Origin of the sequence: Chryseobacterium scophthalmum, assembly GCF_900143185.1 — a bacterium.
Taxonomy (GTDB): Bacteria; Bacteroidota; Bacteroidia; order Flavobacteriales; family Weeksellaceae; genus Chryseobacterium; species Chryseobacterium scophthalmum.
Genome location: NZ_FSRQ01000001.1, coordinates 1,482,077 through 1,495,537 on the forward strand (window position 1 = coordinate 1,482,077; position 13,461 = coordinate 1,495,537).

The window sequence follows — 13,461 nt, forward strand, 5'->3', positions numbered from 1 at the left end:
GCTTTATACTTAAATTTTAGATATACTAATTAGCAAATGACCCTCAGATTGATTTTAGCTTCACGGATTAAATTAAAAAAGAGCAGATAAAGAAATTACCTGCTCTATATACCATATAATGGTTGTTATTTGAAGTTACGCTTTTTTAACGTTAACTGCATTAACCCCTTTGTTACCATTTTGTAAATCGTATGTTACAACATCATTTTCACGAATTTGGTCTACTAAACCTGAAGTGTGTACGAAGATGTCTTGACCTCCTGTTGATGGAGTAATAAAACCAAATCCTTTAGTTTCGTTAAAGAATTTTACTGTTCCTTGTTGCATTGTATTATATATTAAAAAATTATTTTATTCTGTTAATAAGACTCGAAAATACCGATATTTTGATTTACGTCAAAATGATAATAAATTTTTGAAAAAAATATGGATGTATAGAATTTAAGAGTGAAAATCGAACTTCTTAAAAGGTAGAGCACCTAAAAATTAATGACAAAAATAAACGTCTGATTTAATACTTGAAATATTTCTAGAAATCAAATCACTATCCGTATTATTAGTTGCAAAGGTAAGCTAATCATATGATATATGCAATTACTTCGCTTAAACTATCAATAATCCATCATCATTAACGTCAGCTCTATAAACTCCAGTAATGAAAAAGATTTTCTGGCTGTTGTATTTTGAACGCAGTTTTAGGGCTGGAATATCCTCAACTTTCATGAAAGCTACGACAGTTTGTTTAAAACCTGGAAGATTAGTTTGGACAGAAGTGCTGATGCGGAAAATATAAGATACAAAGGTTTTGCTACTAAAGGTCTCACAAGGTTTGAGAAAAACACAGAAAATGACTATTGGAAGATAAGTTTTAATCAATATTAAAGGTTTAAGATTCCCTACATAAAACAAAAAAATCCCCAAGCTTACACTCGGGGATTTCTATTTATTTTGACTCGTTTAGTCTTACTTAACTTCTTCGAAGTCTGCATCCTGAACATCTTCTGCTCCGTTTGCCTGACCTTGAGTTTGTTGAGCTCCTGCATCTGCACCTTGACCTTGTGCATACATTTCTTCTGAAGCGGCCATCCAAGCTGCATCTAAAGCTTCAGTTTTAGCTTTTACATCATCTCCGTTTTTAGCTTCGAAAGCTGCTTTCAATTCTGTGTGAGCAGTTTCAATTGCGGCTTTTTTGTCTGCAGATAATTTATCACCAAACTCTTTCAATTGCTTTTCAGTTTGGAAGATCAATCCGTCAGCTTTATTGAAGATTTCAACTTCTTCTTTTCTCTTGTTATCTGCTGCAGAATTTTCCTGAGCTTCTTTTTTCATTCTTTCGATTTCTTCGTCAGAAAGACCTGAAGAAGCCTGAATTTTAATAGACTGCTCTTTACCAGTTCCTTTATCTTTAGCAGAAACGCTCAAGATTCCGTTTGCATCGATGTCGAAAGTTACTTCAATTTGAGGAACTCCTCTTTGTGCTGGTGGAATATCTGTAAGGTCGAATCTACCGATTTCTTTGTTATCGTTGAACATTGGTCTTTCACCCTGTCCTACTCTGATGCTTACAGCCGGCTGGTTGTCAGATGCTGTAGAGAATACTTCAGATTTTTTAGTTGGGATCGTAGTGTTTGCATCAATTAATTTAGTGAAAACAGAACCCATTGTTTCAATACCTAAAGAAAGTGGTGTAACATCTAACAAAAGAACGTCAGTTACATCTCCAGTTAAAACTCCACCTTGGATTGCTGCACCAATTGCTACAACCTCATCCGGGTTAACACCTTTTGAAGGTTTTTTACCGAAGAATTTCTCAACTTCTTCCTGAATGATCGGGATTCTTGTAGAACCACCTACCAAGATTACTTCGTCGATATCTGAGATAGAAAGACCTGCATCAGAAAGCGCTTTTTTACAAGGCTCCATAGATCTTCTTACCAAATCTGCAGATAATTGCTCAAATTTAGCTTTAGTTAAAGTCTTCACTAAGTGTTTAGGACCTGTAGCTGTAGCTGTGATATAAGGAAGGTTGATTTCAGTTTGAGGAGAAGAAGACAATTCAATTTTTGCTTTTTCAGCTGCTTCTTTCAATCTTTGTAATGCAATTGCATCAGATTTCAAGTCAACACCTTCTTCAGCTTTGAATTCGTCTGCCATCCAGTTGATAATTACATCATCAAAGTCATCACCTCCTAAGTGTGTATCACCATTTGTAGACAATACTTCGAAAACTCCGTCTCCTAAATCCAGGATAGAAACGTCAAAAGTACCACCACCTAAATCGTAAACTGCGATTTTCTGGTCTTTGTGAGACTTATCCATACCGTAAGCCAAAGCAGCAGCTGTAGGCTCGTTGATAATTCTTTCAACTTTAAGACCAGCGATTTCTCCTGCTTCTTTTGTAGCCTGTCTTTGAGCATCGTTAAAGTAAGCCGGAACAGTGATTACTGCTCTTGTTACTTCCTGTCCAAGATAATCTTCAGCAGTTTTCTTCATTTTTTGAAGAGTCATTGCAGAAATTTCCTGTGGCGTATATTCTCTGTCGTCGATTTTTACTTTTACAGTATCGTTTGGTCCAGCTACTACTTCATAAGGTACTCTAGAGATTTCTTTAGCATCTTCTTTGAAGTGTGTACCGATAAATCTTTTGATAGAATATACCGTTTTCTTTGGATTTGTTACAGCCTGTCTTTTTGCAGGATCTCCTACTTTTCTTTCACCATCTTCTGTAAACGCTACAATAGAAGGAGTTGTTCTTTTACCTTCTGCATTAGGGATAACTACAGCATCTTTACCTTCCATTACTGCAACGCAAGAGTTGGTTGTACCTAAGTCAATTCCGATAATTTTACTCATAATATTTATATTTTTTCTAATTTTTAAATTTAATTACATTCTCAATTTCTCAATTTCTGTACCATTAGAATTTTTGTGACAAATTGACATAAAAAACAAAAACTCCGATTATATCGAAGTTTTGTTTTAGTAAAAGCTGGAAATATTTTCACTTATTTTTTGATAAATTTCATAGACTTGATGAAGTTTTTATCATTGTAAGTTCTTACATAGTAAACTCCGTCAGCAAAATCTTTCACATCAATTTTATCAGTTTCATTTTTAATGAACGCTTTTCTAATCAATCTTCCTTCAGCATTAAATATTTCTACTTCATTAATTTTAACTAATGGTGATGCTATTGAAATATATTGTGTTGTAGGGTTTGGAAATAAATTTATTGAATTTGCCTTTTCAACTTCATTAACTGACAAAAAGGTACATGCATTAGAATTTAAAAGACTGGCTCTAGGACCAGACATTGTATTTGATTTGATTGTTTTCTGATCTGTTGTAAACAATGCCATTTCTGTATCTGTTACATAATTCATAAACATTGCTCCATTTGTAGTTGGAGTACACATATTTGAATTATCCGGAAAAACATTTCCTCCACCGTGAGGATTATCAATAGCAGGTGTATCTGCACATCCGTCATCATTATCAGGTGTTCCACAAAGACTGTCATCTTCACCCCAAGGATGTAGAAGCCCAAAATAATGTCCAATTTCATGAGTAGCAGTTCTACCACCATTATAAGGATATTGAGCAGCGCCATTTGTTCCAAAATAATTATACCCTATCGCTAATCCATCAAAAGCCATTCCCGCTGCATCTGGCAAATACGCCCAACCTAAATAAGGATTTGGCATATCTCCTACCCAAATATTCAAATATTTTGTTGGATCCCAAGCTCCAAGTCCTGAAGCTTGATAATAATTATTTGGAAAGTTAAAACTAGAAGCTACAGATTTTCTTTCTATACCTGTAGTAGTAGTTCCGTCACTTTTCACTGTTGCTAAGCAGAAAACCAGTTCCATATCAGCGCCAAAAGGCTTAAACGCATCAGGAACAACAGAATTATAATCTGTATTTAATTTTCTAAAGTCAGCATTAAGTACCGCAATTTGCGAAGCAATCTGAGCATCAGAAATGTTTTGATTTGCATTTTTATACAAAACATGTACCACAATAGGAATAGTTACAACTGTTTGGGTATTTTTAGCAGTTGTATTTTTAGTTGTTAAATAATTCCTTAAATCCTGTTTTTTTGCTAACGCATCCGGGTTATTTGCAAAAAACTCCTTCATTTTCTCATCTGTCCCACAGAATCGTTGTCCATCAACATGTGCAATCATCAAAATTGCAAGAAATAGTAGATATTTTTTCATTTTAATTAATTTAATCTACTAAAGTAAATATTTTATACAATAGCTCCCAAAAAACTTAAAAACAAACAAATAATATAATTTAAAACAATAAATAACTACAGTTATATAATAAACATCAAAAAAAACATTTTTAAAATAATTTAACAATAATATCACCACTTAATAACAATAAATAAATAAATAAATAAAAAAACAAAAATTTAAACTTTAACATACTATAAAATTATAATATGAAATATTTCAGATGAAAACTTCTTTTGCTTCAACTAAAAATTTAATTAAGAATTAACTTTAGATCTCGATAATCAATCAGTTTTATTAGTATTTTTGATAAATTTTACACACAAATATGTCTTTACATTTTAATCCCAGAGATGTTACCTGGTTAGCATTTAACGAAAGAGTTTTACAGGAAGCAATGGACGAAAACGTGCCGCTTCATCTCAGAATTCGTTTTCTTGGGATTTTCTCAAATAATCTGGATGAGTTTTTCAGAGTGCGTGTTGCCGGTCTGAAGCGTGCGATGGACTTTAAAGAAAAAGTAATTGCCGAATCATTTTATCAGCCACCTTCGAAAATTCTCCAGAGAATTAATGAAATTGTAATTACCCAGCAAGCAAACTTCGACAAAACCTGGAAAAAAATTCAGGTTGAAATGGCAGAGCAGAAAGTCTTTATTAAAACTTCAAAAAATCTCACTGCCAAACAGAAAGAATTTGTAAGACAATATTTCGATGAAGTAGTGGAAGCCAATGTCATCCCGATTCTTCTTCACGAAAACACACCCATGCCTTACATGAGAGACAAAAGTTTGTACCTCGGTGTTGCCATGAGAAAAAAAGACTGGAATTACCACAGCAATTATGCAATTATAGAAATTCCGTCACGTTTTGTGGGAAGATTTGTTTTGTTACCTACAGAAGATCCTGAAGAAAAAAATGTCATGTTGCTAGAAGATGTCATTACATTCAACCTACCTCACATATTTTCTTATTTCGGATATGATGAATTTTCTGCCCATGCTTTTAAAGTAACAAAAGATGCCGAGATGGATATTGATAACGACATCAAAACCAACTTTGCAGAAAAGATAGAAAAAGGCCTCAAAAACCGTAGAAAAGGGAAACCGACCCGTTTTGTTTTTGATAAAGATATGGATAAGGCAATGCTCGAATTGCTCATTAGAAAATTAAATTTAAGCAAAAAAGACAGTATTATTCCCGGAGGAAAGATTCATAATTTTAAACATTTCATGGATTTTCCTGATGTTATTGAATATGGCAAAAAACCGGTAGAAAGAACATCTTTTACGCATCAAGCTTTTGAACATGGTGAAAGAGTGACCGACGTTATTTTGAAACAAGACGTTTTACTGAGTTTTCCTTATCATACTTACACACCGGTAATCGACTTGTTGCGTGAAGCTGCAATGGATCCGGATGTGAAGTCTATTCAAATTACCGCTTATCGTTTGGCGAGTAATTCAAAGATAAGCAACGCGTTAATTTATGCTGCCAGAAATGGTAAAGAAGTAACCGTAATGCTAGAATTACAGGCAAGATTTGATGAAGAATCGAATCTGATGTGGAAAGAAATGTTTGAACCTGAAGGAATTACTGTTTTAATAGGAATTCCGGACAAAAAAGTTCATGCTAAACTGTGTATTATTAAAAAAAGAGTGCACAACAAAACGCTTCAATATGGTTTTGTAAGTACAGGAAATTTCAACGAAAAAACTGCCAAAATTTATGGTGACCATTTAATAATGACTTCTGACAGAGGCATTATGGCAGATATCAATAAAGTTTTTACCGTACTGAAAAAACCGAAGGAGGATTATCTTTCAGTTCTAAAGACTTGTAAAAAGCTGATGGTTTGTCCGCAGTTCATGCGTGAAAAAATCGTACACCACATCGATAAAGAAATTGAAGAAGCCAAAGCCGGAAGAAAAGCTGAAATGATTATTAAGGCAAATTCTGTAAGCGACCGTGCTTTAATTACCAAAATGTATGAGGCTGCAGAAGCAGGTGTGGTCATCAGAGTGATTGTAAGAGGAATTTATTGTGCGATCAATCAGAAAGAATTTAAGCAGAAAATTAAAGCAATAAGTATTGTTGACGAATATCTGGAACATGCACGAGTAATGTATTTTTACAATAAAGGTTCTGAAGATATCTACATTTCTTCTGCCGATTGGATGAATAGAAACTTAGATTACAGAATAGAGGCAGCTGCGAAAATTTCCGATAAAAATCTTAAAAAGGAATTGAAAGACATTCTTGATATTCAGTTAAAAGATAATGTAAAGGCTAGAATTTTAGACAAAAAACTCAGCAACGAGTACATTAGCAATGGTGAAAAAGAATGTCGCTCACAGATTGAAACCTATAAATATCTGAAAGCAAAAACTTCTGCAAAGTAGCATCAATAAAAGAGGATTTAATAATAACAAAATAATATTTCCGTAAATTTGGCTTTTAAAAATCACCAAACCGCAAATCAAATAACTGTAAATCAATAAAATACAATCAAAATGATCATTGCAGCGATAGACATAGGAAGTAATGCAGCCCGACTTTTAATCAATGAGGTAAAAATTCAAAACGGAAAACCTGAGTTTATTAAATTAAATCTTCTCCGAATACCTTTGCGATTAGGAATGGATGTTTTCACCCTTGGAAAAATCGGTGCCGAAAGAGAAAAAATGGTCTTAGATTCTATGAAGATTTTCAGTGATTTGATGAAAGTTTACAAAGTAGAACATTACAGAGCCTGCGCAACGAGCGCCATGCGTGATGCCGAAAATGGTAAAGAAATTATTGAAAAAGTAAAAAACCACTCCGATATTACCATAGAAATTATTTCCGGAGACGAAGAAGCAACTTTGGTCTATGAAAATCACGTTGCAGAAGGTCTTGACAAAGATTTTGCCTATCTTTATGTAGATGTTGGTGGAGGTTCTACTGAGCTTACGTTCTATGAAAATGATAAAATGGTCTACGAAAAATCTTTCAACATCGGAACAATTCGTCTTCTCAACAATCTCGTGACAGAAGACAACTGGAAAGATATGAAAGAAGAAATTAAGGCAAATATCATCAGTAAAAAACAAATTGTAGCCATCGGTTCCGGCGGAAACATCAACAAAGTTTTCTCAATGAGCAAAACCAAAGACGGAAAACCCATGTCTATTGCTTATCTGAAGAAAGCTTACAAAGAATTTAACACACTTACCGTTGACGAAAGAATGACAAAATATGGCTTCCGTGAAGACAGAGCCGATGTTTTGGTTCATGCTTTAAAAATTTATAATTTAGTAATGCATTGGGCAGATATCAATAAGATTTTTGTTCCGAAAATTTCTGTTGCGGATGGTTTGATTCATAATATTTATGAGAGAGTTTCGGGGGAGAACTCTTAGGTTATGACTGAAGAAAATAAAATTCCAAAAACACAAAAAGACCTTCGATTATGGATGGAAGAAAATTGTTACGATTTTCGTGGATATTCTATAGCTCAAAATGCAATTTCTGAAGGTTTTGGAATTGAAAAATCAAATGAAATTTATATTTGGTATTATACTGATTATAATAAAAAAGAAAATTTAAAATACTTCAAAACTGAGAGCGAAATTGTTGAATATGCTTTCAATCAAATAAAGTCTGATAAATGGGCTAAAGCAAATTGTATTGGTTTTGGAGGCAATAAGAGTGAAAGTAACGAGCTAGCAAAAATTTTAAACGACTTAAACATGGATTTTTTTCAAGATGAAATTCCATTTTCTGATAAACCTATTTTCAGAACTTTTGTATTTGGCTGCGATATTAAAAAAGTAGAATTTTTGAAATCAAAATATTATCATTATAGATGATAAACAAACTGTGTAAATTATATTCAACTTAAGCAACTCCTTTAGTTATCTAAAAACTCTTATTTTAACAAAGTAAAGATATTTAACAATAACTTAAAGAATCACCCTTTTTAAAACAAATTATTAATCAAATCTTAAAATTCGCTTAAAACCCTCACAACGTACAATCTTCATTTTTGCAACAATCTAAATTAGTAAAAATGAAAAACAAATACCTTTTGAGAGGCTTATTACCTATTGCCGCTTTATTTCATGGCGCAGTTTCAGGACAAAGCACATTAGTTCACTATTGGAACTTTAATAATAATGCGTCCGTTGCGGCAATCACAACCGCTACTTCAACGCTTTTGAATGGTTCTATCACTGCTGTTTCTACAGGAACAGGAAGTACAGATACTTTTATTGATTTTGCTGGCGGAACATCACAAAATTTTAATGTAGATAATTTAAATGCAAGAAACGGAGATGCTTCCGGAACGCATTTGAGATACAATTATCCGATCAACGGAAATGTACAATTTAATTTACCAACCACAGGATATAACAATGTTGTGGTGAAATTTTCTACAAGAAGATCAGGTTCTGGTGCAGGAAATCAAAACTGGTCTTACTCTTTAGACGGAACTACTTTTTTACCGTATCAAACGGTTACTTCACAAGATGCCAATCCGCAACTCATAACATTTGATTTTTCAAATGTTACAGGAGTTTCAAATAACCCAAATTTCAAATTAAAAGTTGAGTTTGCTCAAGGTGGCGGCGGAGCTGTCGGAAATAACAGATTCGATAATTTTACATTGGACGCAACTTCTGTTGGCGGGACCGATACTACTCCACCAACCGTTGCTTATTTGCCTGCAAATAACATCAACAATGCTTCTACAACAGTAAATCCTACGATTACGTTTAATGAAAATGTAAGATTAATTGATAACTCTGCAATTACTTCTACAAATGCACAAAGCTTAGTTGAATTACGTTTAGGAAACTCTACAGGAAATGTTGTTCCATTTACAACAACGTTCGCAAATAATGTAATTACAGTAGTTCCTACGGGAGGTTTGGTTCCGAATCAGGCTTATTATTTAGCTTTAAAACCAAATATGGTAGAAGATACAAGTGATAATGCGGTGACAACGGCAACATCAAGTATTTTCACAACAGCAGGAACAAGCATTTCTTTAGATAAAACTTTAATTAAGATCAACGAAAATGCTGGAACTTTAGCATTTAAAATAAATGTGACCAATCCTTCCAATGCAACCGTAAATTTGGTTGCAAAACCGGCTTCTTTCAATACCGCAAACAGCAGTGATTTTACCTTTACCAGCCAGGCCATCAACATCACACCATCTACAACAAGTGTTACTGTAAATATCCCAATCATCGATGATACTTTAGCAGAGCAACAGGCAGAATATTTTGTTTTAGGTTTAGAAAATCCTTTAGGAACAACAATTACCGGAGACACTACTTCTACCGTTTATATTATCGATAATGATAAGGCGGCTCCCGTTCCTTCTAATCAGATTACATTAAACTACATCGGAAGTTTTGATCCTTCTGGAAATAATAACAGTTCTACAGAAATTGTAGTTCATGATCCTGCAACTCAAAAATTATTTACCATCAGTTCTTTAACGGATGTTTTTGATATTATTAATTTTACAAATCCATTAGCTCCGTCTGTAATCAACACTGTAAACATGGCTCCTTATGGCGGAATTACAAGCATCGCCGTGAAAAACGGACTTGTTGCTGTAGCTTCTCCAAACGGAACAAACGCACAACAAAACGGATCGGTAGTTTTCTTCGACATCAACGGAAATTTCTTAAAACAAGTCACCGTGGGAGTTTTACCGGATATGATTACATTTACTCCGGACGGAACAAAAGTAATGACCGCAAATGAAGGCGAACCAAACGATGCTTATACGGTAGATCCGGAAGGTTCAATCAGTATTATTGATATATCAGGTGGAATTAATAATTTAACCCAGTCAAATGTTACCACACTTGGTTTTACGGGTTACAACAGCCAGGAAGCTGCATTTATCAGTTCAGGTGGAAGAAAAGTAAAATCGACAAGCACTTTGGCACAGGATCTTGAACCTGAATATATTGCCATTAGTCCAGATAGCCAGAAAGCATGGGTTTCTTGTCAGGAAAACAACGGAATTATCGAAGTAAATCTTAGCAACAATACGTTAGGAAATATTTGGGGATTGGGTAAAAAAGATATGAATCTTCCAGGAAACGGCTTTGACGCTTCAGACAACAACGGCGAAATTCTTATCGCAAACTGGCCTGTAAAAGCGTATTACAATCCAGATGCAATGGCTTCTTTTAAAGTTGGAAACACCAATTATCTGGTTACCGCAAACGAAGGTGACGAAAAAGATTTAGGTGGATTCAGCGAAAGAACTACTGTTGGAGCGAATGGATATACTTTAGACTCAACCATTTTCCCGAATGCTTCTGTTTTAAAAGCTTCGCACAATTTAGGAAGATTCAGAGTGACCAATGTAAACGGAAATACAGACGGAGACGCAGATTTTGAAGAAATTCATGCTTTAGGAGCAAGATCATTCTCAATTTTCAATGCAGATACCAAACAAATCGTTTACGACAGTGGAGACAGGTTTGAAAGATATATTGCAGCCAATCATCCTTTAATTTTCAATGCTGATAATGAAGCAAACGGAGCGAAAAACCGAAGCCGTGCAAAAGGCCCTGAACCTGAAGGTGTAACTTTAGGAGCCATTGCCGGACAAACTTTTGCCTTCATCACTTTGGAAAGAACCGGAGGTGTGATGGTTTACAACGTAACAGATCCCAACAATGTCACTTTTGTAGATTACAAACATTCGAGATCGACTTCTGCATTTGGTGGAGACAACGGTCCGGAAGGGATTACGTACATTCCACCAGCAAATATGAATAATGGAAAAGGTTACGTAGTCGTTGCCAACGAAATCAGTGGAACTTTATCAATGTATGAAGTAATACCATCTTCAACATTATCGACAGGTGAAGTGAAAACAGAGAAAGCTAGCTTCAATATCTTCCCAAATCCTGTAAACAAAGGAAATACTCTTTACTTCAACAGAGCTCAAGGTTATGAGTTGTACGATATGAGCGGAAAACTTCTTGGAAAAGAGAAAAACGCTTTAACTATCGATACTTCAAAACTAAACACCGGAGTTTATTTAATTAAAACTTCGGAAGGTGAAGTGAAGAGATTCATCGTGAAATAATTTTTTTTACTTAATAATTTACTTTTGTAGCCTCGGAATTTTTCCGGGGCTTTTTGTTGGCTCAAATTTCATTATTTTTACATAAAGTTGCTAGTAAATACATGAACACTCTGGAAACAATCAAATTATTCGAAAAAGCATATAAAGCAAAAACTGATAATAATTATTGGAATCAAATTTTTCAACTCAGAAAATTTACTACCCAAGAGATGATTTCCGAATGTTTTCTTCTCATTGATTCTGACGATTTAAAATCTAAGCAAATTGGAATTGATATTTTATCTCAGCTTGGGAATAATAGAAAAAGTTTTATTCACAAAATGTTTGATAAAATCTTTTATTTTTTCGAAACATTTAATAACGAAAATTTAATTTTCACAAGTTTATTCGCTATAGGACACAATAATAAATATTTAAAAATAAAACATCTTAAAATTTTAGAAAAGTTTAAAAACTCAAAATCAACAGATGTGAGATATGCTTTAACTTTCTCTTTGCTTGGGGTAGAAAAAAAGATAGCAATTGATATGCTCATAGAATTGGCTCAGGATAAAAGTTCTAAAATTAGAGATTGGGCAACTTTTGGCTTAGGGACACAGATAGAAACAGATAATGAAGAAATCAGAAATGTTTTATACAAAAATTCTTTATCAAATAATAATCAGATTAGACAGGAAGCAATAAAAGGTCTTGCAAATCGTGATGACGAAAGAGTTGAAAAAATAATACTTTCCGAGCTTCACAATGAAAATTTCTGCACTTTATTTTTTGACACTTTACTCAATATCAAAAACGGTGAGCAATATCTTCCACTCATTATAAATATTTATGAAAAATATAAACATGATCAAGACATTAATACTGAATGGTTATCCGATTTGAAAAACTGTATTAAAGTCTTACAGGAGTACAATTAAAAAAAATTAACTCTAAAAATAGTTATATGTTTGCATTTGCATTTGATACACTCGAAGAGCCACAAATCATTTCTCTAATTGAAGATGTGAAAAATCTCGAAAGCAATAAAACCAATTTTGGTTTTCGCAAACTCAGGCTAATTAATGTTGAAAATCCAGCACAATTAAAATTAGAAATAGAAAAATCGATTGCCAATTTTGACAACCAAGGTTCTATTTATCTTTTAGATCAGAATAATTCGATTATTACAGGAACATTCATTAGTAATATTAAAATTTCAAAATCAGAAAAGAATAATCTCAGCTTGAGTGGATATGTTTGGCATCAACCAAAAGGTTATTATAAAGCATGGAAAATGAAGATGAATAACCAAATTAATGCTAAAAACATTTGGAAAAGTTTTGAAAAGAATGAATTACAGGGTTGGTTAGTCTTTGCTTTAAACAATATGAATACGGAATCATCAAAAGAAAACTTAATAATAGAAATCAACGGAGATCATTTTAATAATCTTGATGAGTTTTTTTGTACGTTAGGTGAAGAAATCAATGGAGTTGCAGGATATTTTGGAAGTAACATTCCGGCTCTTTACGATTGTTTGAGAGGAGATTTTGGAGTTGAATCAATTAAAAAACTCACTTGGAAAAACCATCAGAAAAGCAAGAAACTTTTCAAATCTAAATTCAATGAAATACTGCAAACTTTCGAAGATTTTAATGTTGAAATAAACTTGCAGTAATTTTTGGCTAAAGTCAAACGAATTTTTAAATTTTTGAACGGGCTAAAGCCCGCTCCTATTGATTTAGATACAACCTTGTCAAGGTTATTATCCGTTTATTAATTAACCTTGCAAAATTGCACTCAACATTTTTTTACTAAAAAAAAAGACAGACCTTCAAGATCTGTCTTCAAAAAATATATTGTCTTATTTTTTACTCTACATTTACTACCTTTTCAATTTCAGGAGCATGTTGTTTGATGCTGTTTTCTACACCTAATTTCAATGTTGAGAAATTAAGAGAACAGGCTGAACAGTTTCCTAAAAGCTTTACAAAAACAGTATTGTCTTTTACATCCAAAAGCTCAATATCACCGCCGTCTTTATTCAAAAACGGACGAATGCTTTCCAGAGCTTCCATTACTCGGGTTACAGTGTCTTCGTGTGTTGTATTTGTCTCCATATTTGGGTTTG

Annotated in this window: 10 protein-coding genes; 6 read left to right on the top strand and 4 right to left on the bottom strand. The window is 33.6% G+C overall.

Going from position 1 to position 13,461, the window contains the following annotated elements; all coding sequences use genetic code 11:
• Positions 1-135 precede the first annotated feature (135 nt).
• The 3 genes from BUR17_RS06655 to BUR17_RS06665 form a co-directional block, all read right to left on the bottom strand.
• Complete coding sequence (locus BUR17_RS06655) at positions 136-327, bottom strand: cold-shock protein (RefSeq protein WP_074229543.1); 192 nt, start codon at positions 325-327, stop codon at positions 136-138.
• Between the two features lie 636 nt (positions 328-963).
• Entirely contained in the window at positions 964-2,853 is a 1,890-nt protein-coding gene (gene dnaK, locus BUR17_RS06660; protein WP_074229544.1) for a molecular chaperone DnaK, read from the bottom strand.
• A 152-nt stretch (positions 2,854-3,005) separates the two neighbouring features.
• On the bottom strand, positions 3,006-4,223 hold the full coding sequence (locus tag BUR17_RS06665) for a zinc-dependent metalloprotease (RefSeq protein ID WP_074229545.1): 1,218 nt from the start codon (positions 4,221-4,223) through the stop codon (positions 3,006-3,008).
• A 349-nt stretch (positions 4,224-4,572) separates the two neighbouring features.
• Here BUR17_RS06665 and ppk1 point away from each other — a divergent pair, with 349 nt between their 5' ends.
• The 6 genes from ppk1 to BUR17_RS06695 all read left to right on the top strand — a co-directional run bounded on the left by ppk1 (position 4,573) and on the right by BUR17_RS06695 (position 13,008).
• Positions 4,573-6,645, top strand: a complete 2,073-nt coding sequence (gene ppk1 / locus BUR17_RS06670) for a polyphosphate kinase 1 (RefSeq protein WP_074229546.1) — start codon at positions 4,573-4,575, stop codon at positions 6,643-6,645.
• A 111-nt stretch (positions 6,646-6,756) separates the two neighbouring features.
• Entirely contained in the window at positions 6,757-7,644 is an 888-nt protein-coding gene (locus BUR17_RS06675) for a Ppx/GppA phosphatase family protein (protein ID WP_074229547.1), read from the top strand.
• 3 nt (positions 7,645-7,647) lie between these two features.
• Positions 7,648-8,094 carry a hypothetical protein gene (locus BUR17_RS06680; protein WP_074229548.1) on the top strand — a complete coding sequence of 149 codons (447 nt, stop codon included), beginning with the start codon at positions 7,648-7,650 and terminating at the stop codon, positions 8,092-8,094.
• A 200-nt stretch (positions 8,095-8,294) separates the two neighbouring features.
• Positions 8,295-11,351, top strand: a complete 3,057-nt coding sequence (locus BUR17_RS06685; protein ID WP_074229549.1) for a choice-of-anchor I family protein — start codon at positions 8,295-8,297, stop codon at positions 11,349-11,351.
• Positions 11,352-11,452: 101 nt separating this feature from the next.
• The gene (locus BUR17_RS06690) at positions 11,453-12,268 is read left to right on the top strand and encodes a hypothetical protein (protein ID WP_074229550.1); all 816 of its coding nucleotides are present in this window, start codon (positions 11,453-11,455) and stop codon (positions 12,266-12,268) included.
• 26 nt (positions 12,269-12,294) lie between these two features.
• Positions 12,295-13,008, top strand: a complete 714-nt coding sequence (locus BUR17_RS06695; RefSeq protein ID WP_074229551.1) for a barstar family protein — start codon at positions 12,295-12,297, stop codon at positions 13,006-13,008.
• A 193-nt stretch (positions 13,009-13,201) separates the two neighbouring features.
• Here the strand turns inward: BUR17_RS06695 and BUR17_RS06700 are convergent, their stop codons facing one another.
• On the bottom strand, positions 13,202-13,450 hold the full coding sequence (locus BUR17_RS06700) for a NifU family protein (RefSeq protein WP_074229552.1): 249 nt from the start codon (positions 13,448-13,450) through the stop codon (positions 13,202-13,204).
• Between the last annotated feature and the right edge of the window lie 11 nt (positions 13,451-13,461).

What these genes read in the sequence shown, in the direction of transcription:
- BUR17_RS06655 (WP_074229543.1), bottom strand. Translation starts at nt 327, where the DNA reads ATGCAACAAGGAACAGTAAAATTCTTTAACGAAACTAAAGGATTTGGT.
- dnaK (WP_074229544.1), bottom strand. Translation starts at nt 2,853, where the DNA reads ATGAGTAAAATTATCGGAATTGACTTAGGTACAACCAACTCTTGCGTT.
- BUR17_RS06665 (WP_074229545.1), bottom strand. Translation starts at nt 4,223, where the DNA reads ATGAAAAAATATCTACTATTTCTTGCAATTTTGATGATTGCACATGTT.
- ppk1 (WP_074229546.1), top strand. Translation starts at nt 4,573, where the DNA reads ATGTCTTTACATTTTAATCCCAGAGATGTTACCTGGTTAGCATTTAAC.
- BUR17_RS06675 (WP_074229547.1), top strand. Translation starts at nt 6,757, where the DNA reads ATGATCATTGCAGCGATAGACATAGGAAGTAATGCAGCCCGACTTTTA.
- BUR17_RS06680 (WP_074229548.1), top strand. Translation starts at nt 7,648, where the DNA reads ATGACTGAAGAAAATAAAATTCCAAAAACACAAAAAGACCTTCGATTA.
- BUR17_RS06685 (WP_074229549.1), top strand. Translation starts at nt 8,295, where the DNA reads ATGAAAAACAAATACCTTTTGAGAGGCTTATTACCTATTGCCGCTTTA.
- BUR17_RS06690 (WP_074229550.1), top strand. Translation starts at nt 11,453, where the DNA reads ATGAACACTCTGGAAACAATCAAATTATTCGAAAAAGCATATAAAGCA.
- BUR17_RS06695 (WP_074229551.1), top strand. Translation starts at nt 12,295, where the DNA reads ATGTTTGCATTTGCATTTGATACACTCGAAGAGCCACAAATCATTTCT.
- BUR17_RS06700 (WP_074229552.1), bottom strand. Translation starts at nt 13,450, where the DNA reads ATGGAGACAAATACAACACACGAAGACACTGTAACCCGAGTAATGGAA.